The 22,147-nt window shown below is 62.6% G+C and carries 16 protein-coding genes; 4 read left to right on the forward strand and 12 right to left on the reverse strand.

What is annotated here, in order from left to right; all coding sequences use genetic code 11:
- Positions 1 to 29 precede the first annotated feature (29 nt).
- Positions 30 to 5,579, reverse strand: a complete 5,550-nt coding sequence (locus QRN70_RS24460; protein WP_285420456.1) for a dermonecrotic toxin domain-containing protein — start codon at positions 5,577 to 5,579, stop codon at positions 30 to 32.
- A gap of 206 nt (positions 5,580 to 5,785) precedes the next feature.
- On the opposite strand from QRN70_RS24460, the gene QRN70_RS24465 reads away from it, so the two are divergent.
- Both QRN70_RS24465 and QRN70_RS24470 read left to right on the forward strand, forming a co-directional pair.
- Entirely contained in the window at positions 5,786 to 6,820 is a 1,035-nt protein-coding gene (locus tag QRN70_RS24465) for an alpha/beta fold hydrolase (RefSeq protein WP_285420457.1), read from the forward strand.
- Between the two features lie 103 nt (positions 6,821 to 6,923).
- Positions 6,924 to 7,589 (forward strand): DsbA family oxidoreductase, encoded by a 666-nt coding sequence (locus QRN70_RS24470; RefSeq protein ID WP_285420458.1) that lies wholly within the window; start codon positions 6,924 to 6,926, stop codon positions 7,587 to 7,589.
- 53 nt (positions 7,590 to 7,642) lie between these two features.
- Here the strand turns inward: QRN70_RS24470 and QRN70_RS24475 are convergent, their stop codons facing one another.
- The 7 genes from QRN70_RS24475 to QRN70_RS24505 form a co-directional block, all read right to left on the reverse strand.
- Positions 7,643 to 7,972, reverse strand: a complete 330-nt coding sequence (locus QRN70_RS24475) for a GlpM family protein (protein ID WP_161806673.1) — start codon at positions 7,970 to 7,972, stop codon at positions 7,643 to 7,645.
- A 20-nt stretch (positions 7,973 to 7,992) separates the two neighbouring features.
- Complete coding sequence (aauR, locus tag QRN70_RS24480; protein ID WP_285420459.1) at positions 7,993 to 9,321, reverse strand: two-component response regulator AauR; 1,329 nt, start codon at positions 9,319 to 9,321, stop codon at positions 7,993 to 7,995.
- Complete coding sequence (aauS, locus tag QRN70_RS24485; RefSeq protein ID WP_285420460.1) at positions 9,318 to 11,231, reverse strand: two-component sensor histidine kinase AauS; 1,914 nt, start codon at positions 11,229 to 11,231, stop codon at positions 9,318 to 9,320. The genes aauR and aauS overlap by 4 nt, the downstream gene beginning before the upstream one ends.
- 157 nt (positions 11,232 to 11,388) lie before the next feature.
- Entirely contained in the window at positions 11,389 to 12,123 is a 735-nt protein-coding gene (locus QRN70_RS24490; RefSeq protein WP_007953170.1) for an amino acid ABC transporter ATP-binding protein, read from the reverse strand.
- Entirely contained in the window at positions 12,120 to 12,791 is a 672-nt protein-coding gene (locus tag QRN70_RS24495) for an amino acid ABC transporter permease (RefSeq protein ID WP_285420461.1), read from the reverse strand. The genes QRN70_RS24490 and QRN70_RS24495 overlap by 4 nt, the downstream gene beginning before the upstream one ends.
- Positions 12,791 to 13,537: an amino acid ABC transporter permease gene (locus QRN70_RS24500; protein ID WP_285420462.1), complete on the reverse strand. Its 747-nt coding sequence runs from the start codon at positions 13,535 to 13,537 to the stop codon at positions 12,791 to 12,793. Before QRN70_RS24500 ends, QRN70_RS24495 begins: the two co-directional genes overlap by 1 nt.
- A gap of 192 nt (positions 13,538 to 13,729) precedes the next feature.
- Positions 13,730 to 14,656 (reverse strand): glutamate/aspartate ABC transporter substrate-binding protein, encoded by a 927-nt coding sequence (locus QRN70_RS24505; RefSeq protein ID WP_285420463.1) that lies wholly within the window; start codon positions 14,654 to 14,656, stop codon positions 13,730 to 13,732.
- A gap of 371 nt (positions 14,657 to 15,027) precedes the next feature.
- Between QRN70_RS24505 and QRN70_RS24510 the strand changes: the two genes are divergently transcribed.
- On the forward strand, positions 15,028 to 15,915 hold the full coding sequence (locus QRN70_RS24510) for a LysR family transcriptional regulator (protein WP_285420526.1): 888 nt from the start codon (positions 15,028 to 15,030) through the stop codon (positions 15,913 to 15,915).
- 63 nt (positions 15,916 to 15,978) lie between these two features.
- Here QRN70_RS24510 and glpD read toward each other — a convergent pair whose 3' ends face one another.
- From glpD to QRN70_RS24530, 4 genes are all read right to left on the reverse strand, one after another.
- Complete coding sequence (gene glpD, locus QRN70_RS24515) at positions 15,979 to 17,517, reverse strand: glycerol-3-phosphate dehydrogenase (protein ID WP_285420464.1); 1,539 nt, start codon at positions 17,515 to 17,517, stop codon at positions 15,979 to 15,981.
- 324 nt (positions 17,518 to 17,841) lie between these two features.
- A complete protein-coding gene (locus QRN70_RS24520) occupies positions 17,842 to 18,597 on the reverse strand; it encodes a DeoR/GlpR family transcriptional regulator (protein ID WP_007953179.1) in 756 nt (251 codons plus the stop codon).
- 230 nt (positions 18,598 to 18,827) lie between these two features.
- Positions 18,828 to 20,330, reverse strand: coding sequence for a glycerol kinase GlpK (gene glpK, locus QRN70_RS24525; protein WP_285420465.1), 1,503 nt, complete (start codon positions 20,328 to 20,330; stop codon positions 18,828 to 18,830).
- Positions 20,331 to 20,408: 78 nt separating this feature from the next.
- A complete protein-coding gene (locus QRN70_RS24530) occupies positions 20,409 to 21,260 on the reverse strand; it encodes an MIP/aquaporin family protein (protein ID WP_285420466.1) in 852 nt (283 codons plus the stop codon).
- Between the two features lie 362 nt (positions 21,261 to 21,622).
- On the opposite strand from QRN70_RS24530, the gene ybaK reads away from it, so the two are divergent.
- A complete protein-coding gene (ybaK, locus tag QRN70_RS24535; protein WP_285420467.1) occupies positions 21,623 to 22,093 on the forward strand; it encodes a Cys-tRNA(Pro) deacylase in 471 nt (156 codons plus the stop codon).
- Positions 22,094 to 22,147: the final 54 nt, after the last annotated feature.

A 22,147-nucleotide genomic window follows, 5' to 3' on the forward strand; every position in this document is an offset into this window, starting at 1 on the left:
GGCTCAGCCGCTCCCGGTTTTTTTGCCGGTCAGAGGTTTTCCAGGTGCGTCAGCAGCGCCGACTGCTTGCCGATATCGGCATAGGGCAGCGACGGATCGTCGGCATGGGTGATAGAGCGGTGCTCGGGCAACTTCAGATGAGCCTTCTCGAACTCGCGCAGGCCCGGGGTCGCTTTCGAATAGTGAAAGTGCGCGTACCAGAGCAGCTCGGCCGGCGTTTTCGTCAGGTCGAGAATCTCGTACTCCTGCAGATAGTCATTGCGCCCGTCGCGGCGTTTGCCGAGGTTTTTCAGTTCGCCGAGCTTGCGCGCTTGCACGGCATTCTGTTCCAGCAGGTCGGCGAGCATGCCGTCGGTGGGGTGGCGGCTTTTCAGCGCCTGCGCGGTACGCAACTGGCGCCCGCTGGCCTTGAGCTCGTCGGCCTTGTCGCGCAGGTTGCCGATCAGCGCGTTTTGCCCGTCGAGGGCTTCCAGATGCCGGGCGCGGCGCAGCAGCTCTTCGGCTTCACTGACCAGCATGTGCTCCAGGTCCACCGGCAACATGTCTTGCTCGGCGTAGGCTTTGACCTTGGCCTCGTAGGTCGGCACGAATGCCAGGCGCGAGCGGGTCTCGGCCAGCAGCGCGGTCAGTTCCTGGGCGGACGGCGCGGCGACCGGCGCCGGAGGGTTCAACAGGCGGAAGCTGCCGTTGCTGTCCTGTTCCCAGATTTCGTTGAGACCGCCCTTGCCGGTCAGGTGGTACTGGCGCTTCTGCGTGGTCGGTTCCCAGTGTTCGACGCCGATCAGCACTTGGCCGTCGTCGGTGGTGAAGACTTTTTTCCTGATCTCCCCGGCCAGCGGCTGCGTGGTTGGCAACTGGCGCATCTGCCGCGCGCGCTCGGCCATTTTTTCCACTCCGGCCAGCAGCGCAGGTACCTCGGCCATGTGGAAATGCTGCGGGGTACTGGTGGTCCACACGCGCATCTCGCGCAGGTACTGGGTGTAGGTAGCGAGGCAGTCCTGCAGGATCCGATTGCGTTGCGCCGCCGAAGCGACCGTCTCGTCCAGGCTGATGTGCACGTACAGCGCGCGATCGACTTTGGCGCGCAGGTCCTGCGCCTGGCGCTGGAGGAACAGCCATGACATGTCGTTGACGTTGTCATAGCGCTTGACGATTTCCAGCAGGTTACTGGTGCGCAGGTAGAGCAGGGTGTTGTCGCTCAGGCGGCGGCTCAGCGGCTCGACGCGCATCCTGATCTGCGCCTTGTGCGCAGCGACACCGATGCGCTCGTACCAGCGTTGCAGGTCGTGCATGAGCACTTCGGTCTGGTCGATGAACTGCATATTCTGCAGACGCAAAGTGCGGATCTCGCCCAAAAGGCTCAGGCGCTCGCGCAGGGTGTTGTCAGGCAGCGCGTTGAGGCGATCGATGAGGGCGTCGATGCGTTCCAGCAGCGGAAGAACTTGATGATTGATGCAGTGGACGAGAAATTGTTTGCGGTCAGTCACCTTCCAGGCGTCCTGACTCATGCATTCGAGCACCGTGCGGCGTTTGTTGCCGCGAGTCATGGGCAACAGCTCGGCCAGCATTGCATAACGACGGCTGGCCATATCGATATCGGCGAGGCACACCGCCTCGGTTCCACGCCGCAAGGCGGCCCGGGCTTCACCGCGGGCGGCGGTGTAGTCGTCGAGCACTTGCTTGCTCTTCTGGTATTGCGTTTCCATTTCCAGGCCCAGCTCATTGGCCCCCCGGGTCAGGTATTTCTGGCGGCGGTAACCCTGTTCGGCCCACCAGCGCGGCAAGCGTTCGCGCATGGCCAGCGGCCAGAGCGGATCGAGCGTGTTGGCCAGATGCACGAGCAGGTTGCCGCCACCGAGGCCGCCGCCGTCGAAGGCTGTGCCGTAGATCGCGTAGTAGGTGTCCCACTGGCCGAAATCATCGAGCGCGATCGGCTGCTTGTAGGTTTTCTGCGCGGTGCCGCTCAAGCGCCAGCCGCGCGAATCCGTGCTCGGCTCTACCTGATAGATGCGCCCCTGGCGGACGATGAAGTTGCCGTCGGCATGCCGGTAGATATTGCGGTAAAAGCCGCTGCTGTCCGGCTGCTGGCCGAACAGGTAGACCGGCCGCGGGTATTCGTAGCCGGCGAAGCGTTCGATCACCCGGCGGGCCTGACGCGCGGACATTTCCTGCAAGGCGCTGACGCTGCTGCTCAGCTGGCGCAGCTGCCGCGTGCGTGCCACGGCTCTGGCGCTGCCCGATCCGCCGGCCACACCGAGGCTGGGCAGGATATCCATGGCCGCATCGATCAGCGACAGCAGCACCGCTTCGATTTCGGCCACGCCATCGCCGACCTGGCCGCGCAGGAACGCCGCGACTGCCTGGTTGGCGCTGGTCCAGGCGTCGTAGAGGGCAATCGCGGTGCCGACGAAGGGCACCAGGCCGAGGGCCATTTTCAGGTAATTGAACGCGCGCGGGCCGCTGAGGGCGTAGCGCTCCAGGTACAGCGCCTCGTTGGAACGCGAGGTGCCGCGATGGGCTTCGATCAGGCGGCCCATGTGGACATTGAGCAGATGCTCGGCCAACGATGTGCCCGGCGGCCAGCGATGACCGACGCCGATCAACCCATCGAAGTTTTTCGCCACGGCCTGGCCGATTCGGCTTTCGTGGGCGCGCACGTTGCCCTGCAGGGCACGGCCGGCCAGGTAACGGGCGAACTGATCCTGCGCGCAGAGCTGGAACAGCCCCTGGCGCGCCTCTTCAATTCGCCGGTAAGGGCGCAGGAAACGCCCGTCAGGGCTGTCCGGCAGGTACAGCAGGATTCTGCCGCTGACGCTCTCCTCGATGAAAGTCACCCCGGCCAGTGTCACCGGACCTTCCTGCGGGGTGTCCTTGCCACCGACGCTGAGAAACGCCGGTTGCAGGACGATGTTCCAGCCTCCGGGCAGGTTGGGATCGAGTGCGCGCTCCAGTGTGGTCAGGTCGCCTTCTTCGATGTGCTTGCGCAACACGGCGCATTCGAATTGCAACCGCAGCATTAACCGCCACGGTTCGAGCAGGCATTCGCGGCGATGTGCGTTGACGAACGGCGGCTCATCGCTGGAGCCGCTGAACACCTGGCGAATCAGCTCTTCGTAGGCCTTGGGCAGGTCCAGTTCGGGCAGCACCTTGAGCAGATAGGGCTTGGTGATGCCGCTGACCAGCGTCTGGCGCTCGGCTTCGCTGCTCGCAGTGACCTCGACGCGCATGAAACCGAGGCGCAGCAGCAGCGGTTCGAGGCTCATCGACGGGGTGTTGTCGAGGTTCATCTGCGCCAGCGCTTCGAGGGACATTTTGCTGCGTGCCTTGCTGGGCACCAGCTCCAGCTTGACCGGCGTGCCCGGTGCACCGGGGGCGGCTACGGTGTGTTTCTCCCTGGCCACCGAATCCGGCAGATCCAGCTGCACGCTGAACGTGCCCTTGAGCGAGAAGTCCTTGCGCAGGCGGGCGTGCAGGCGTTGCCGGGTGAATTCGTCGCGCGCTGGCAGGGCGATTTCCAGCAGGGCATGGCTGCGCTGCATGGCTTTGATATAGCGCTCGAGCAATTGCTTGAGGGTACTGCGCTGCTCGGTCGACAGCTGGCTCAGCCAGTCCGGCAGGCTGGCGCCGAGCGTGGCGCTGCGGTGCTGCCCCTGGAGATGGGCGTACGCCACTTGCCGCGCACCGTTGACCGGCACTTGCAGAATGGCGTGAAAGCGTTGCCGGAGGATTTCCAGTTGCTCGGCCCGTTGCGCTGCCTGCGCCTTGTTGCGATAGCGCTGACGCAGGCCGGCGGCCTGTCCGTCGAATTCGCCGCTGACCTCGTTCAGCGCGTGCTGCAACGGATCGCCGACGATCCTGTTCAGGTGCAGGCTCAGCGTCGCATCCTGCGCCGGCATCTTGAACAGCTGCTGCTCCAGCGCCTGACGATTGGCCAGGCGTTGCAGGCCGCCACCGCTTCCCGGCCAGTACAGCAGCAGGCTGTGCGGCGCGTGCGGATCGCTGAGCACCCGAGGGTCGGTGATGACCAGCGGACCGTTGAGGGTCTGCCGTCGCTGGTGCGTCCGCTCGCCGTCCTGTTCGCTCATCGCCAGCGACAGGGTCGCCGCACAAGAGCCGCTGCGGTCGCTGGTCGTTTGTGCGAGAACGTTCTTGAGGTCGCGGTATTCGTCATCGCTCAGCTGCTGCAGGGTGTGCTGCAACTCGGCCTCGGCCAGCAGGCCCTGCCGGTGCGCCTGGTGCAGCGCGGTGAATTCGCGATTGAACGTGGTGACGTCCAGCACCCGTTCGCGGTACAGCAAGTTGTGCGCGGCGCTGCTGGCCTTGCGCTCGGCGGCTTCGAGGGTCTGCAACAGCTTGTCGAGCGTGGAGCGCTGTGCCTGGGTGGCCTGCTTCGCCCAGTCTTCCAGGGCCTGCTGTTGCTGTTGCACGGCGGCCTGCCGCAGCGCCCAGGGAATGTCGGCATGCAGCGCACCGAACAGGGCCGGTTCATCGTCAGCGAGGTCTGCCGGTTGCACCGGTGGCGCGGCGAACACGCCGCCGACACTGCGCTGGCGATCCAGACGATCGGCCTGCTCCAGCGCCCGGGCGCCATGTTCGGCCAATCCGGAACGGCTCGCCGAGTGGCTGCGCAGGGCGGCCAGGCGGGCCTGTTGCAAGTGCTTGAGCAGGTCGGTCATGCCTTTGGTCAGCGGCAGGGTGCGCGCGCTGTATTCAAAGCGCAGGCCGGTGGCGGGCAGCCCCTTGGGCACCAGGCCCTGGCGGGTCAGCCAGGCTTCCATGTCGCGGCGTCTGGCGAAAGCCTGCAACGGCACCGGTTGCTTGGGCAGGTACAACAATTGTTGCCCCGTCTGCGGGTCGCCAACGCTGATGACCCAGGCGTCGGGCAGGGTGACGCGGGTGTTGTTGCTCAGCAGCAGGTCGAGGCGTTCGTTGTGCAGCGGCTGCTCGTCCAGGCGCGGGTTGGGCCGGGTGTCGTCCATCAACAGCCACAGCGGGCGCAGTTGCTCGCTGGTCAGCGTGCGCTGCGCCAACGCCACCTCGGCCGTGGCCTGCAGATGAAGGCGGTACAACTGGCTGGCGCGCTCCCGGCGCGACACGGGCGTGTCGGGCGCGCGGCCATCCCAATAGCGGTTCCAGCCCTGATCGAGGGCTTCCTGGGGATTGAGCTTGTGCAGGCGGGTGAGCAATTGCAGCGGCGTCTGGCTGGCGAGCGCATGGCTGGAATGCAGGCCGCTGACCACGCAGGGCCGATCCAGTGCGTTATCCAGCCGCGGATGCTGATAAACGAACGCCCACGCCTGGACGAAATCGACGAATTGCTCGGGGTGCGGCTCGGCCGCGCTGAAGCGCAGGCCGGCGCTGGGTGCACCGAGGTCGAAGCGGTTGTGCAGAAAGTCCGTCAGCGTCGCGCGGGTGGACGGCACGCCGGCGAACAGTTCGCGCAATTCGTCGCTGGCCTGGCGCCAACGCGCCATGGCGCCGTGCAGCAGCGCGGCATCGATATTGACCGGCAGTGGCTCGACAGCGGGCCATTGCTGCGGCGCCGGAAGGGGCTCATCTGAGAAAAGGGTTGCAGGCATGTTCAATACGTTCCCGATGGAGAGCGGGACATCCGCTCGCCGACGGCGCATTGCACGGCATTGGCCTGGAACAACGGTGTTACATAGTTATCGTTCGGATGACCGCTCGGCACTCTTCATCAAACTGTCACGCAACTGTGGCAGCGCGCTTGAACAAACTTCATCAGACTCGCGCTCTACTGGGGTTCTGCGTTTCGGTGTTTTTCATGCTCAAGGGATTTTTCTCCATCGCGACCTTGCTGGTCGCGGTTTTTTTCGGCGCCTCGTCTTCGGCGGCCGCGCGTTGTGACGTCAATGTACCGACCGAACGGGTCGACCTGGCGCAGGTCAGCCTGGCGTACCAGAGCATCGGGCGTGCGTCGGATCCGGCGTTGCTGCTGGTGATGGGCCTGGGCGGGCAGTTGATCCACTGGCCGGACGAAGTCGTCGTGGCGCTGTGTCAGCAGGGCTTTCGGGTGATCCGCTATGACAACCGCGATGTCGGTCTGTCGACCTGGCGCCAGGCCCCGGCCGAGGCCAACCTGACCTTTGAAGTGCTGCGCTACAAACTCGGGCTGCCGGTGGCGGCGCCCTACAGCCTGAGCGACATGGCCGACGACGCCCTCGGCCTGATGGATGCCTTGCACATCGAGCAATTCCACGTGCTCGGCGCGAGCATGGGCGGGATGATCGCCCAGCATCTGGCGGCGATGGCCCCGCAGCGGGTGGAAAGCCTGACCCTGATCATGACCAGCTCCGGTGCCGAAGGCCTGCCGGCGCCGAGCGCAGCGCTGGTGCAACTGCTGTCCCGGCGCGGCGCACCGAACCGTGAGGTGGCGCTGGAGCAACAGGCTGATCTGCTGGCGGCGCTGGGCAGTCCGGCGGTCAGCGATGATCGTCAGGCGCTGCTGCAGCAGGCTGCGCTGGCCTATGATCGGGCGTTCAATCCCGAAGGCGTCAAACGCCAGATCATGGCAATCCTCGCCGAGCCGAGCCGGGTGGCGCTGCTCAATCAACTGCGCGTGCCGACCCTGGTGGTGCATGGCACCGCCGATCCGTTGTTGCCGGTGATGCACGGCGTGCACCTGGCGGCGCATATTCGCGGCAGTCAGTTGCGGCTGATTCCGGGGCTGGCCCATCGTTTCCAGGAGGCGTTCAAGGAGCCGTTGCTGGCGGCGGTGCTGCCGTACTTGCAGGCGCATCGCGAAGACACCTCGCACTGGGCGCAGATCGAGCCGGTGGCGGGCAGCAATCTGCTGTAAGCGAGGGCATCGCGGGCTCTGCGCTTGTTGGCATGCATCCCGGCACTGCCGACCGGTGTATCTTGCAAACTTTACGCTGCGTGTTCTGGCCGTGAGGTGTGTGATGAGTGCTGCCCTGAAAATCGATTTTGTCAGTGACGTGTCCTGTCCGTGGTGCGCCGTGGGTCTGTATGGCCTGCTGCGGGCGCTGGAAATTCTGCGCAACGAAGTGCAGGCCGAGATTCACTTCCAGCCATTCGAACTGAACCCGAAGATGGGCCCGCAAGGGCAGAACATCGCCGAGCACATCCAGGAGAAATACGGCTCGACCGCGGAGCAGTCGCAGAAAAACCGCGAAGTGATCCGCGCCCGTGGCGCCGATGTCGGCTTCAGTTTTCGTACCGACGGCAACAGCCGCATCTACAACACCTTCGATGCCCATCGTCTGTTGCACTGGGCAGGGCTGGAGGGGGCGCAACTGGCGTTGAAAGAGGCGCTGCTCAAGGCGTATTTCACCGATGGCGGCAATCCGTCCGACCCTCGCCAGTTGGCCCGGCTCGCCGAAAGCGTCGGCCTCGATCGGCAACGGGCCGAGGCGATTCTGGCCAGCGACGAGTTTGCCGCCGTGGTTCGCGAAGAAGAACAGCAGTGGCTGCAACGCGGGGTGAGTTCGGTGCCGACCGTGGTGTTCAACGGTCAATACGCGGTGACTGGCGGGCAACCGGTGCAGACATTCGTCGACGTGATCCGGCAGATCATGAGCGAGGCGCGGGGCGGTACAGTCAACTGACAGCCGCCAAAGCCCCTTCCTGCGGGAGAGTGCTGGGGGAGGGGCTTTCGCTGTCAGCTGTGCAGGCGCACCCACACGGTGACCAGGACAGTCGCCGCCATCAACCAGGCCACCGCCGCCACGGCCAGCGACGCTTCCAGGCGCAGGCGGTCGACCATCACATACAACGTCGCCAGATAGACGAAATACGGAATGATCGACCACATGCCAAAGACGATGGTGGTCTTCAGGTCGTCGATCGAACGGCCCTTGCCGACGATGTAGTGGGCGATCAGGGCGAAGGTCGGAAACAGCGGCACCAGGCCGGCGATGTAGTAATTGCGGGTTTTCGACAGCGCGGCAAGAATCACCACCACCGCCGCCCCCAGCAACGCTTTGAAAATCAGATCCACGTCGTTCTCGCTTAATGGCTCAGGCCGTATTTTTTCACTTTGTCGAACAGCGTGGTCTTGGCCATGCCCAGTTCCTGGCTGGCCTGGGTCAGGTTGCCGCCGCTGCGCTGCAGGGCATCGCTGAGCAGGTTGCGTTCGAACGCTTCCACCGCTTCGGCGAATGCCAGGCCCTGGCCACCGCTGCTCGCCCCGGATTTCTTGAACGCCGGCAGGCCGAGGGCGAAGCGCTCGGCGACGTTGCGCAGTTCGCGCACGTTGCCCGGCCAGTCGTGGCTCATCAGGTTCGACAGGGTCTGGTTGTCCAGCTCCGGCAGCGCGCGGTCGAAGCGCAGGGCCGACTGCTGGGTAAAGTGTTCGAACAGTTGCAGGATGTCTTCGCGGCGCTCGCGCAGCGGCGGCAGTTCCAGGGTCACCACGTTGAGTCGGTAATACAGGTCGCTGCGGAATTCGCCGACCTTGCTCGACTCGTCGAGATCGGATTTGGTCGCCGCGATCACCCGGCAATCGACCGCCACGCTCTGGTTCGAGCCGAGGCGTTCGAGGGTGCGTTCCTGCAACACCCGCAGCAGTTTGATCTGCAACGGCAGCGGCATGCTTTCCACTTCGTCGAGAAACAGCGTGCCGCCGTCGGCGTGCTCGATCTTGCCGATGCGCCGCTTGCCGGCGCCGGTGAAGGCGTTGGCCTCGTGACCGAAGATCTCGCTTTCGAAGAGGTTTTCCGGCAGGCCGCCGCAGTTCAGCGCGACGAACTGTTTGCTGTGGCGCCGGCTGAAGTCGTGCAGGCAGCGTGCGACCAGTTCCTTGCCGGTGCCGGTTTCGCCTTCGATGAGCACGTTGGCCGAGGTGTCGGCGACGTTGGCGATCAGTTCGCGCAGGTTCTGCATGGCCGGCGAGCGGCCGATGATGCGCCCTTCGAGGGAGTCGCGTTCGGCCAGTTGCCGGCGCAGCGAGCTGACTTCGCGGGCCAGGCTGCGTTGCTCGAGGGCACGCCGCGCGACGTCCACCAGGCGTTCCGGAGAGAACGGCTTCTCCATGAAGTCATAGGCACCTTTCTGCATCGCGCCGACGGCCATCGAGATGTCGCCGTGGCCGGTGATCAGCACCACCGGCAGGCTGCGGTCGCGTTGCTTGAGGCGGGTCAGCAGCTCGAGGCCATCGATACCGGGCAGGCGAATATCACTGATGACGATGCCGGCGAAATTGTCGCCGACCCGCTCCAGCGCTTCTTCGGCACTGCCGACGCCGATGCATGGAATGTCCTCGAGGGTCAGCGCCTGCTGGCAGCCGAGCAGCACATGGGGGTCGTCTTCGACGATCAGCACACTAAGGTCGTTGTTCATATTGGCTCGGCGGGAGTAGGGCTTACCAACGGTAAACTGAGGACGAAGGTGGTGCCACCGCTGGCCGGGTGCTCGACACCCAGGTGCCCGCCGGTGGCGGCGGCCAGGCTGGCGGACAGGGTCAGGCCGAGGCCCAGGCCCTGTTCGCCAGGCTTGGTGGTAAAGAACGGTTCGAACAGATGCTTGCGCGCCTCGGCGTCGATGCCGTGGCCGTTGTCGCGCACCCGCAGGCGATATTTGCCGTCGAATGCCTCGCCTTCGAGCCACAGCTCCGGCAGCGGTTGTGCCTGCATGGCGTCGAGGGCGTTGCCGATCAGGTTGACCAGAATCTGCTCCAGGCGGGTCTGGTCGATCTGCACTTGCACGTCTTCGAACTGCCGATGCAGTTGCACCGCCGCAGTTTCCACCCGCGCACCAAGCACCTGCAGCGCGGCCTCCACGGCTTTGCCGAGGCTGGCCTGGCCCTTGTCGTCGCCGCGGCGGGCGAACGAGCGCAGGCTGGCGGTGATCCGGCCCATGCGGTCGATCAGGTCGTTGATGGTTTTCAGGTTGGTGCTGGCGACATCGAGCTGGCCGCGTTCGAGAAAGCGAATGGTGTTGCCCGACAGCGTGCGCATGGCGGCCAGCGGCTGGTTCAATTCGTGGGCGATGCTGGTGGACATCTGGCCGATGGCCGCCAGTTTGCCGGCCTGCACCAGTTCATCCTGGGCGCGGCGCAGGGTTTCCTCGGCCTGGCGCCGTTCGCGGATCTGGCTCTTGAGGCGGTCGTTGCTGGCACGCAGGTCGGCGGTGCGTTCGGTAATCCGACGCTCGAGCTGATTGTTGGCTTCCTGCAAGGCTTCGCGGGCGGCGAGGCGGGTGGCGATGACCTTGCGTCGCTCGTTCCAGGCGATCAGCAGGAACGCCACCAGGGCAAACGCCACGGCCACCAGGATGCCCTGGTTGATCGCTTCGCGACGCAAGTCCTGCAACGGCGTGAGCAGGGTGAAATTCCACGGTGTATCGCTCAGCGGCCGGGTCTGCGCCAGGTAACTGATGTTTTCCTCGTCGCGCTCCTGGCGCGGCAGCAGTTCGGAGTTGGCCGGGAAAGTGAGTTTCTCCACGCCTTCGGCCAGGGTTTCCCGGGCCAGCGGTTGCAGTTCGTTGAGCGGAAACCAGTAGTACTGCAGGCTGCGGGCGAGTTTTTCCTTGGTTTCATCGCTCAGCGGTACCACCGATTTCAGCCGTCGGGCCGGATCGCTGGAGAGAATGATGATGCCGTTCTCGTCACTGACGAAGGCTTCCAGGCGCGCCCGTTGCCAGCGTTCCTCCATGGCTTCCATGCGCACCTTGACCACCGCGACGCCAATGATCTTGCCGTGTTCTTCCAGGCCATGGGCCAGGTAATAGCCGGGTTCGCCATTGGTGCTGCCGATACCGTAGAAGCGCCCGGGCTGGCCGCGCACGGCGTTCTGGAAATAGGCGCGAAATGACAGGTCCTCGCCGAGGTAGCTGTCGACATCGCGCCAGTTGCTGGTGGCCATGACCCGGCCGGTGGTGTCCATGACGTAGATGGCCCGACTGCGGCTGCGCCGGTTCAGGCCTTCAAGGTAATCGTTGACCGTTTGCCGGTGTTCCGGGGTCGGATCGCCGAGCAACTGCGAAACGCTCGATTCGAGCTCGAGCAGGCTGGGCAGGTAGGTGTATTTGCTGATTTCGCTTTCGACGGCCCGGGCGTTCAACTCGAGCTGACGCTGGCCGTTTTCGCTGAGGCTGCGAATGCCGAAGTGTTCACTGATCCAGAAGCCGGCGTAACCCAGCCCGACCATCAACACGATGACCAGCGGCGGCAGGAACAAATGGCGGATCAGACGGGGTTTCACGGCAAGTGATGGCGGCGCGGCGCGATAGAGATTGGGGTCGCATTTCATCACAGATGCCTTGGGTCAACCACAACACTTACCTGATAGCTGTCACTGCGGCTGTGGGCGCCGGCTTGCCAGCGATAGCGGTCTGTCAGTCGCCATCATCGACAACTGACAGGGCCCCATCGCGGGTAAGCCCGCTCCCACAGGGAACGCGGTGCTTTTAGTGCTGCAGGATTTTCTCGAGGAAATGCTGCGCGCGTTCGGAACGCTGGCTGATATCGCCGAAGAATTCTTCCTTCTTGCAGTCTTCGATGATCTTGCCGGCATCCATGAAGATCACCCGGTCGGCCACTTTGCGGGCGAAGCCCATTTCGTGGGTCACGCACATCATGGTCATGCCTTCGTGGGCCAGTTGCACCATCACGTCGAGCACTTCGTTGACCATTTCCGGGTCCAGCGCCGAGGTCGGTTCGTCGAACAGCATGACGATCGGGTCCATCGCCAGTGCCCGCGCAATGGCCACGCGCTGCTGCTGGCCGCCGGACAGTTGGCCGGGATGCTTGTGAGCATGAGCGGAGAGGCCGACGCGTTCGAGCAGTTGCAGGCCTTTCTTGGTCGCTTCTTCCTTGCTGCGGCCCAGCACCTTGATCTGCGCGATGGTCAGGTTCTCGGTGATGGTCAGGTGCGGGAACAGCTCGAAATGCTGGAACACCATGCCGACCCGCGAGCGCAGTTTCGGCAGGTTGGTCTTCGGATCGGCAATCGAGGTGCCGTCGACGACGATGTCGCCTTTCTGGAACGGCTCCAGCGCGTTGACGCACTTGATCAGGGTCGACTTGCCCGAACCGGACGGGCCGCAGACCACGATCACTTCACCCTTCTTGACCTCGGTGCTGCAATCGGTCAGCACCTGGAAGTCCCCATACCACTTGTTGATGTTCTTGATAGAGATCATACGGCGAACCTTTTTTGCAGACGCTTGACCAGCTGCGAGGCGGCGAAGCTGATGGTGAAGTACACGAGACCTGCGAAGATCAGGAACTCATTGGAGCGGCCAATGATGTCGCCACTGGCGCGCGAGGCGTTGAGGAAGTCCACCAGGCCCACGGTGTAGACCAGCGAGGTGTCCTGGAACAGGATGATGCTCTGCTGCAGCAGCAGCGGGGTCATCTTGCGGAACGCCTGCGGCAGGATGATCAGGCGCATCATCTGCCCGTAGGTCATGCCCAGTGCCTGCGCGGCACCCATCTGGCCCTTGGGGATCGACTGCACGCCGGCACGGACGATTTCGCAGAAGTAAGCCGCTTCGAACATCATGAAGGCCACGATGCACGAGGTGAACGCGCCGATCGGGGTGTCTTCGCCGGTGATCCAGCGCAGCACGAACGGCACCGCCAGGTAGAACCAGGTGATCACCAGCAGCAGCGGGATGGAGCGGAAATAGTTGACGTAGGCGCCGGCGATGCTCGACAGCAGCTTGCTGTGGGACAGGCGCATCAATGCCAGGAGAGTGCCGAGGATGATTCCGCCGACCACGCCCAGCGCCATCAGCTTGAGGGTCATCAGCATGCCGTTCCACAGGCCGGGAATGGCCGGGACGATGCCACTGAAATCGAATTCCATCATTTACCCCCTACGGAGATCAGGCCGGGCACGGCGACTTTCTTCTCGACCATGCGCATCAGCAGCATCAGGCTCATGTTCAGGGTGAAATAGATCAGGGTCGCCAGGGTGAAGGCTTCGAACAGGTTGGCCGAGAACTCGGCGGTCTGTTTGGTTTGCGCCAGCAGTTCCATCAGGCCGATCAAGGACGCCACGGAGGAGTTCTTGAACACGTTGAGGAATTCCGAGGTCAGCGGCGGAATGATGATCCGGTAGGCCTGGGGCAGCAGCACGTTCCAGTAGATCTGCGGCAGCTTGAAGCCCATGGCGCGGGCGGCGGATTCCTGGCCACGCGGCAGCGCCTGGATACCGGTGCGAACCTGTTCGCAGACGCGGGCGGCGGTGAACAGGCCCAGGCACACGACAACGCTCAGGTAGGCCGAGGTGGTCGGGTTGAGGTCCTGCTTATACCAGTCCTGCAGGTTCTGCGGCAGCATGTCGGGTACCAGGAAGTACCAGATGAACAGCTGAACCAGCAGCGGCACGTTGCGGAACAACTCGACGTAGCAGGTCGCGATGCCCGACACGATGCGGTTCGGCACGGTGCGCATGATGCCCAGCAGCGAGCCCAGCAACAGGGCGATGATCCAGGCCACGACGGCGATGGCGATGGTCCAGCCCAGGCCGGAGATGAACCAGTCGAGATAGGTCTCGCTGCCCACGCCGGTGGACTTGAAGAACACGCCCCAGTCCCAGTTGTAATTCATTAGGGTCTCCCCTCGATTCGATCGATGTACAAGTGCCCGCCTGGGGAAGATCCTTTCCCGTCTGACGTTGAACGTCAGGCACACGCGATCGGCTCGAAAACCACCGGGTCGAGTGTTCCAGTTGAAACCAGCAGGTATTAACTGTCGCCTGAGGGAGGGTTGGCTCCCTCAGGTGACAAGGTTAGATCAGTGTCAGATTTTTACGTCTGGCGCAGGCTTGTCGCTCGGGTTGGCGATCAGCTCTTTAACCTTTTCGCTCATCGGGAAGTTCAGGTTCAGACCCTTCGGCGGGATCGGGCTTTCGAACCACTTGCTGTAGATCTTGTTGATCTCGCCGGACTTGTAGAGCGCGACGATGGCGTCGTCTACAGCCTTCTTGAAGGCCGGGTCGTCTTTGCGGACCATGCACGCATAGGCTTCGAAGGACTGTGGAGTACCGGTGATGACCCAGTCGTCCGGCTTCTTGGCCTTGGCTTCTTCGCCGGCCAGCAGGGCGTCGTCCATCATGAAGGCGACGGCGCGGCCGCTCTCCAGCATCTGGAAGGATTCGCCGTGGTCCTTGGCGGAGATGACGTTCATGCCCATCTGCTTGTCGGCGTTCATCGCCTTGATGATGCGCTCGGAGGTGGTGCCGGCGGTGGTCACGACGTTCTTGCCTTTGAGGTCGGCAAAGTCGGCGTAGGACGGCTTGCCATCCTTGTCTTTCTTGACCAGCAGGCGGGTGCCGATTTCGAAGATGTTGATGGTGAAGTCGACTTGCTGGGCGCGTTCGGCGTTGTTGGTGGTGGAGCCGCACTCGATATCCACGGTGCCGTTCTGCACCAGAGGAATACGGGTTTGCGAAGTGACCAGGTTGTACTTGGCGTTCAGGTCAGGCTTGTTCAGGTCTTTTTTCAGGGCTTCTACGATCGCGACCTGGATGTCGTGGGAGTAGCCCACCGGTTTACCCGAGGCGTCGGCGATGTAGGAGAAGGGAATGGAGCTGTCACGATGCCCGAGGGTGATGGTGCCCGAGTCGTTGATCTTCTTAAGGGTGCCGGTGAGTTCGGCAGCGAAAACTGGTGTGCTGATCAGAGCGGCAGCAATGGCTGCGCCCAGGATATGGGGAACGATGCGCATCAAATTTTCCTCGACATTGTTTTTTTTATGGAGCCGGTTGAGCGGGCCCTTTTGTACTTCGAATGCCTGACGGCTCCTGTTGTGTTGGCGCAACAGACATTCGTCGAGAGAGTGTAGAGCATGAGTCGTGCCAGACCAGTTGCCACAGATCAACTGCTTGATTTTGCAGGGGATTAAAGTTTTTTGAGGGTATTTTTGCGGCTTTCTGATCCGGTTAACCGAACCGACCGACAGGTCGCGTTCGGAAAACCGAATGGCGCTCGACCGGTTATCTGCGGACGTCCGGGATGAACGCGGTCTCATGCAGGTACAACCACTGCAACGGGGCTTAACAGCCTGTTTGAAAGGATTTAACAGTGAGCCACAACGCCATGCACGTGCACTTGAACCGGGTGCAGACATTTCTCGCGATCGTCGATTTCGGCTCCTTCACCAAGGCTGCCAGCTACCTGAACATCAGCCGAGCCATGGCCAGCCTGCACATCAAGGCGCTGGAGGAGGCGCTGGCCACGACGTTGCTGGTTCGCAATACCCGGGCCATCGCCCTGACCGAAACCGGGCAGAGCTTCTATGCCGAGTTCAAGGCCATCGTCGCGGACATCGACACTGCTTTCGACAAGGTCCTGCAGGGCAGCGAGCGGCTTGGCGGCACGCTGCGAATCAGTTCGACCAGCGAGTACGGCGAAAAATACCTGCTGCCGTTGCTGCCGCTGTTCGCACAGCGCTACCCGCAGATCAAATTGAGTTATTACGCCGACTCGTCGCTCAATGATCTGGTCGCCGAGAAACTCGACCTGGTGATTCGTCTCGGCAGCCTGGCGGACTCGGCGTTCAAGAGCCGCAAGATCGCCGATTATCACGTCGTGCCGGTGGCCACTGCGGCGTTTCTGCAGCGCCATCCGGTGCACGCGCCGCAGGATCTGAACGGGGTGCCGTGGATCGCCAACAGCAATCTGCAGACGCCGACCCAGTGGCTGTTGCACGACGCACAGGGGCAGGAGGTCACGGTCAGCGGCGTGCCGTACTTCGAATCGAATTCTTCGGCGGCGATGCGTGCGATGACGCTGTCGTCGCTGGGGGTTGCGGTATTGCCGCAGTGGCTGATCGAGGATGAACTGGCCAGCGGGCAATTGATCCGTTTGCTGCCGGCGTATTCGCTGCCGGCACGCTCGATCAATGTGGTGTTTCCCAACCAGGCCCACGTGCCACACAAGTCGCGGGTGTTCATTGATTTTCTGTTGCAGCACCTGGCGCAGTAGGCGCCACAGCAAAAAGCCCCTGAATCGTGCGATTCAGGGGCTTTTTTTTGCACTGCGTTAAGGTCAGGCCGCTTCGATCTTGCTGCGATTGTGCTCGACCTTGCTGAGGTACGCCGCCAGTTTTTCCTGTTCGGCGGCGGTCGTGAACAGGCCCAGCTTGCTGCGGCGCCAGAGGATGTCGTGCGCGGTGGTGGCCCACTCTTCGCTGCACAGGTAATCGACCTCACGGGTGTAGAGCCCGCCGCCGATGTGTTCGCCCATGTCGGCAAGGGTGTCGACGCCTTCGAGCATGCGCCAGGTGCGGCTGCCGTAGGTGGTGGCCCAGCGGCGGGCGATTTCACTCGGTACCCAGTCGAACTTGTCGCGGATGCGCGCGCTCAAGGCCTGCGGCGTGGTCATGTCTTCGCCGCCGGGCAGGGTCGCGGTGGCGGTCCAGCTTGGGCGCATCTGGGTGAAGAACGGCATCAGCTGCGCCATCGCCGATTCGGCCAGTTTGCGGTAGGTGGTCAGCTTGCCGCCGAACACCGACAGCAGCGGCGCTTCGTCCGCGCCGCCGGACAGCGCCAGGGTGTAGTCGCGGGTCACGGCCGACGGGTTGTCGGATTCGTCATTGCACAGCGGACGTACGCCCGAATAGCTGTGCAGGATATCTTCGCGGCCGATCTGCTTCTTGAAGTGGGCGTTGACCACGTTGAGCAGGTAATCGGTTTCGCCGTCGGTGATTGCCACTTTCGCCGGATCGCCGGTGTACTCACGATCGGTAGTACCGATCAGGGTGAAGCTGTTCAGGTACGGGATGGTGAAAACGATGCGCTGGTCTTCGTTCTGCAGGATGTGCGCGTGCTCACCTTCGTACAGTTTCGGCACGATGATGTGGCTGCCCTGGATCAGACGGATGCCATACGGCGATTCCATCTTCAGGTCGTCACGGATGAACTTGGCCACCCATGGGCCGGCGGCGTTCACCAGGGCCTTGGCGCGAATCGAAAACAGACTGCCATCGGCGCGTTCCAGGTGCAGGTGCCACAGACCCTTGCTGCGGCGGGCGCTGACGCAGCGGGTCTGGGTATGCACATGCGCGCCTTTTTCGCGGGCGGCCATGGCGTTCAGCACCACCAGGCGGGCGTCGTCGACCCAGCAGTCGGAGTATTCGAAGCCCTTGCTGATTTCGCTTTTCAGGGCGCTGTCGGCACCGAACTTGAGGCTTCGCGAGCCTGGCAGTTTTTCCCGCTTGCCGAGGTTGTCATAGAGGAACAGGCCGGCGCGGATCATCCAGGCCGGACGCAGGTGCGGGCGGTGCGGCAGCACGAAGCGCATTGGTTTGACGATGTGCGGGGCCTTGGCCAGCAGCACTTCGCGTTCGGCCAGGGCTTCGCGCACCAGACGGAATTCGTAATGTTCGAGGTAGCGCAGGCCACCGTGGATCAGCTTGCTGCTGGCCGACGACGTGTGGCTGGTAAGGTCATCCTTTTCGCAAAGGAACACCGAAAGACCGCGACCGGCGGCATCCGCTGCGATCCCCACGCCATTGATGCCGCCACCAATGACGGCGATATCGTAGATCTCGGCGAGAGGGGGCGTAGGCAAGGTAGAAGTGGGCATCGGCTGGCCTCGGGCTCTTTTGATTTTCTGTTTGGAAATCGAACATAAATGTTCATTTGCGAAAATGGTAGCCGATAAAGACGCGCACAGCCAGTCGACTTCGATTGAAAAAACTCATCGAAGGGCGGTTAAAGGAAAATTTTCGAACATTCGCGGGCGGATCGCCCTGCATGAGCGACTGATCGTTCCCACGCTCTGCGTGGGAATGCATACATTGACGCTCTGCGTCAGCTACTGAAAGGGTATGCAGAGCGTCCCGGGCGGGCATTCCCACGCAGAGCGTGGGAATGAAATTCACCGGGAGGGAATTATGCGGGAAGGGGTTTAAACGACTTCCAGGCGAATCTTGTGCTGGCTCAACAATTGAGCCAGCGCCGGCACGGGTTGCTGATCGGTCACCAGGCAGTCGATCAGGCTGATCGGGCCGAGGCGGATCATGGCGTTACGGCCGAACTTGCTCGAGTCCGCCGCGAGGATCACCTGCCGCGCATTGGCGATGATCGCTTGCGAGACGCGTACTTCCTGGTAATCGAAATCGAGCAGGCTGCCGTCCTCGTCGATGCCGCTGATACCGACCAGGGCGAAATCGACCTTGAACTGGTTGATGAAGTCGACGCTGGCCTGACCGACCACGCCGCCGTCGCGGCGCACGTTGCCGCCGGTCAGCAGCACATCGAAATCATCCTTGGCACTGAGCATCGAAGCGACGTGCAGGTTGTTGGTGATGATTTTCAGGTGGCTGTGATTGAGCAGGGCGCGGGCGATGGATTCGGTGGTGGTGCCGATGTTGATGAACAGCGAGGCGTGATCGGGAATCTGCGCGGCGATGGCTTCACCGATACGTTGCTTTTCATCGCGCATCTGATCGGCGCGCATCGCATAGGCGGTGTTTTCGACGCTGGAGTCATAGGCCGCGCCGCCATGGTAGCGACGCAGCAGATTGGCTTCCGCGAGCTGATTGATGTCGCGGCGGATGGTTTGCGGGGTAACAACGAACAACGTGGCCATTTCCTCGATGCTGACGTAGCCGCGTTCGCGGACCAGCTCGAGGATTTGCTGCTGACGGGGAGGCAGATTCATGGGGCGTCCTTTGGGCTGCCGTGCAAAATTTGCCCATGATGACGCAGGAATCCACTCCCTACCAGTTTCCAGACAACGTGAAAGCGACAGCGCAGGTCAATCCTGCGTTGAAAGCAGGCGCGGACGACTCATTCACAGACCCGTAAATGGCGCGTCCTCACCTGTTTCTGTTGCGCTTGCAACGCTTTCACGTCTGTTTGCAGCCTATGGATAGCAGTCCTCAGGTTGGCTTATTCAGCGTCTTCGCGTTCCCAGTCACGGGTGCGGCTGACCGCTTTTTTCCAGCCTTTATAGAGCTTCTCCTTGGCTGCCTCGTCCAGGCTCGGGGCGAACTCGCGCTCGATCACCGCTTTGCCGCGCAGTTCTTCCAGGCTGCCCCAGAAACCGCACGCCAGGCCGGCCAGGTAGGCCGCGCCGAGTGCGGTGGTTTCGCGCATCTGCGGACGCTCGACCTGCGTGCCGAGGATGTCGGCCTGGAACTGCATGAGGAAGTTGTTGGCGACCGCACCGCCGTCCACGCGCAGGGCCTTGAGGCGTTCGCCGGAGTCCTGCTGCATGGCGTCGAGCACGTCGCGGGTCTGGTAGGCGATCGACTCCAGTGCCGCGCGGATGATGTGATCGACACGCACGCCACGGGTCAGGCCGAACAGGGCGCCACGGGCATACGGATCCCAGTACGGCGCGCCGAGGCCGGTGAAGGCCGGCACCAGGTACACGCCGTTGCTGTCCTTCACTTTATTGGCGAAGTATTCGGTGTCGTGGGCATCGTTGACGATCTTCAGCTCATCGCGCAGCCACTGCACGGTGGAGCCGCCGTTGAACACCGCGCCTTCCAGGGCATACGCCACTTCGCCACGCGGGCCGCAGGCGATGGTGGTGAGCATGCCGTGCTTGGACTTCACCGCTTTGTCGCCGGTGTTCATCAGCAGGAAGCAGCCGGTGCCGTAGGTGTTTTTCGCCTGGCCCGGCTCGACGCACATCTGGCCGAACAGCGCGGCCTGCTGGTCGCCGGCGATCCCGCCGATGGCGATGCCGCTCTTGGTACGGCCGTAGATTTCCGAAGAGGCTTTGACCTCCGGCAGCATTTCGCGCGGGATGTCGAGGATCTCCAGCATCTTCGCATCCCACTCCAGGGTGTGGATGTTGAAGAGCATGGTGCGCGAGGCGTTGGTGTAGTCGGTGACGTGCACCTTGCCGCCAGTGAACTTCCAGATCAGCCAGCTATCGACCGTGCCGAACAGCAGCTCGCCATTGCGCGCGCGTTCGCGGCTGCCTTCGACGTTGTCGAGGATCCACTTCAACTTGGTGCCGGAGAAGTACGGGTCGGTGACCAGGCCGGTGGTGTCGCTGATGTACTGCTCGTGGCCATCGCGCTTGAGCTGCTGGCAGATCTCGGTGCTGCGGCGGCACTGCCAGACGATGGCGTTGTACACCGGACGGCCGGTGGTCTTGTCCCAGACCACGGTGGTTTCGCGCTGGTTGGTGATACCGATGGCGGCGACCTGATCGTGATGCAGGCCGGCCTGGGCCAGGGCTTCGACCATCACCGCGCTCTGGGTGGCGAAGATTTCCATCGGGTCGTGTTCGACCCAGCCGGCTTGTGGGTAATGCTGGGCGAATTCGCGCTGCGCGGTGCAGACCACGTTCGCGTCGCGGTCGAAAATGATCGCGCGGGAGCTGGTCGTACCCTGATCGAGGGCAATGATGTAGTTCTTATTCTGAATGTCGGTCATGTCGATTGCCTTGGACGAAATAAGGGAGAGTGGGCCGTGGCGCGGGCTCGGTAAGGGCAGGAGTCCGCGCCGACTGTTTCAAGAAGTTCTTGGTTTGCCGTCAATGGCCGGTTCTGCATCCTTTGTAGCAGGTGTGGCGCCGGTCAGGTGACGAGCGATAAGCCCGCGATACCCGGCGGCGCCGAGGCAGGCACCGACAATCGGTGCAAAAATCGGAATCAGGAAGTACGGGATTTCGCGCGCACCGGTGAAGGAAATTTCACCCCAGCCAGCGAAGAAAGTCATCAGTTTCGGGCCGAAGTCTCGGGCCGGGTTCATCGCGAAGCCGGTCAGCGGGCCCATCGAACTGCCGATCACGGCAATCAGCAGACCGATCAACAGCGGCGCCAGCGGGCCTTTCGGCAGGCCGTTGTTGTCGTCGGTCAGGGACATGATCACGCCCATCAGGATCGCGGTGATGATCATCTCGACCAGAAAGGCCTGCGCGGTGGACAGCACCGGATTGGGGAAGGTGGAGAATACCGAGGCCAGTTCCAGGCTGGCGGCCGTACCCCGGACCATGTGATGAGTCTGTTCGAAATCGAAGAACAGGTTGCTGTACAGCGTGTAAACCAACAGCGCGCCGCAGAAGGCGCCGGCGATCTGGGCGAGGATGTAGAACGGCAGTTTGCGCTTTTCGAAGTCGGCGAAAATGCTCAGGGCGATGCTCACGGCAGGGTTGAGATGCGCACCGGACACTCCGGCGGTGAGGTAGATCGCCATGCTCACGCCGACGCCCCAGATGATGCTGATTTCCCACAGGCCGAAACTGGCGCCCGCGACCTTGAGCGCGGCGACGCAGCCAGTGCCGAAAAAGATCAGCAGTGCAGTACCCAGAAATTCGGCCAGGCATTGGCCCGATAGCGATGGTTGCGGTAAAGCAGTTGTCATTGAAAACCTCGGTTTTTGTTGTTGTCTGGCGCGTTTGCCGAGAGGGCAAGGCGCGATTTTCCCCGGGGCAGGATCCCCATCCCGATCCCGGTTTACTGCTGGGTGCTGCGGTGATGATAATTCTTACATTATTCAGATTCGAAAAAATATAGACAAGAAACACTGCTGTCAAAGGTCGAAAGTGAACCGCCGGTCACAATAAAACTATCAGCCATATGAATGATCCTTTCGGCAAGTCGTGGCGGTGACGGCTTATTTGCCTGCAGGCCACGGGAAACGCGGCGTGCGCTAGAGCCTTTTGCTCGACGATGGCCTAGAATCCGGCGCAGGATTTTTCTGCCACTGCCGAGCCTGGAGCTGCCATGACCCCTGCGTTGGACTTGTTGAAAAAAGTTCGTGCCGAACATCGCGTGCACAGTTACGAACATGACCCCAAGGCGGCGTCGTATGGGCTGGAGGCTTCGGAAAAGCTCGGCCTGGACCCGGCACAGGTGTTCAAGACGCTGCTGGCGGCCAGCGAAAAAGGTGAATTGCTGGTAGCCGTGGTGCCGGTCGTCGGAAGTCTCGACCTCAAGGGCCTGGCCCACGCCGCGGGTGTGAAGAAAGTGGAAATGGCCGATCCGGCTGCCGCGCAACGCTCCACTGGTTACTTGCTGGGCGGCATCAGTCCGCTGGGGCAGAAGAAACGTCTGCGCACCTTCATCGACAACTCCGCCCAGGCTTTCGCGAGCATTTACGTCAGTGCCGGCCGGCGCGGGCTGGAAGTGGAACTGGCACCGGCGGTGCTGGCCGAACATACCCAGGCCAGGTTCGCCGACATCGGTCGCGCCTGACCCGCGCCGCTGTATGTAGAAAATTGCGCGGCTCTGTCACTGGCGCCGATTGGG

Source organism: Pseudomonas sp. efr-133-TYG-5, from assembly GCF_030209175.1.
In the GTDB taxonomy this organism is placed as follows: Bacteria; Pseudomonadota; Gammaproteobacteria; order Pseudomonadales; family Pseudomonadaceae; genus Aquipseudomonas.

What these genes read in the sequence shown, in the direction of transcription:
- glpK (WP_285420465.1), bottom strand. Translation starts at nt 20,330, where the DNA reads ATGACCGACATTCAGAATAAGAACTACATCATTGCCCTCGATCAGGGT.
- QRN70_RS24520 (WP_007953179.1), bottom strand. Translation starts at nt 18,597, where the DNA reads ATGAATCTGCCTCCCCGTCAGCAGCAAATCCTCGAGCTGGTCCGCGAA.
- glpD (WP_285420464.1), bottom strand. Translation starts at nt 17,517, where the DNA reads ATGCCCACTTCTACCTTGCCTACGCCCCCTCTCGCCGAGATCTACGAT.
- QRN70_RS24505 (WP_285420463.1), bottom strand. Translation starts at nt 14,656, where the DNA reads ATGCGCATCGTTCCCCATATCCTGGGCGCAGCCATTGCTGCCGCTCTG.
- ybaK (WP_285420467.1), top strand. Translation starts at nt 21,623, where the DNA reads ATGACCCCTGCGTTGGACTTGTTGAAAAAAGTTCGTGCCGAACATCGC.
- QRN70_RS24465 (WP_285420457.1), top strand. Translation starts at nt 5,786, where the DNA reads ATGCTCAAGGGATTTTTCTCCATCGCGACCTTGCTGGTCGCGGTTTTT.
- QRN70_RS24530 (WP_285420466.1), bottom strand. Translation starts at nt 21,260, where the DNA reads ATGACAACTGCTTTACCGCAACCATCGCTATCGGGCCAATGCCTGGCC.
- QRN70_RS24470 (WP_285420458.1), top strand. Translation starts at nt 6,924, where the DNA reads ATGAGTGCTGCCCTGAAAATCGATTTTGTCAGTGACGTGTCCTGTCCG.
- QRN70_RS24500 (WP_285420462.1), bottom strand. Translation starts at nt 13,537, where the DNA reads ATGAATTACAACTGGGACTGGGGCGTGTTCTTCAAGTCCACCGGCGTG.
- QRN70_RS24460 (WP_285420456.1), bottom strand. Translation starts at nt 5,579, where the DNA reads ATGCCTGCAACCCTTTTCTCAGATGAGCCCCTTCCGGCGCCGCAGCAA.
- aauS (WP_285420460.1), bottom strand. Translation starts at nt 11,231, where the DNA reads ATGAAATGCGACCCCAATCTCTATCGCGCCGCGCCGCCATCACTTGCC.
- QRN70_RS24495 (WP_285420461.1), bottom strand. Translation starts at nt 12,791, where the DNA reads ATGGAATTCGATTTCAGTGGCATCGTCCCGGCCATTCCCGGCCTGTGG.
- QRN70_RS24490 (WP_007953170.1), bottom strand. Translation starts at nt 12,123, where the DNA reads ATGATCTCTATCAAGAACATCAACAAGTGGTATGGGGACTTCCAGGTG.
- QRN70_RS24510 (WP_285420526.1), top strand. Translation starts at nt 15,028, where the DNA reads ATGCACGTGCACTTGAACCGGGTGCAGACATTTCTCGCGATCGTCGAT.
- aauR (WP_285420459.1), bottom strand. Translation starts at nt 9,321, where the DNA reads ATGAACAACGACCTTAGTGTGCTGATCGTCGAAGACGACCCCCATGTG.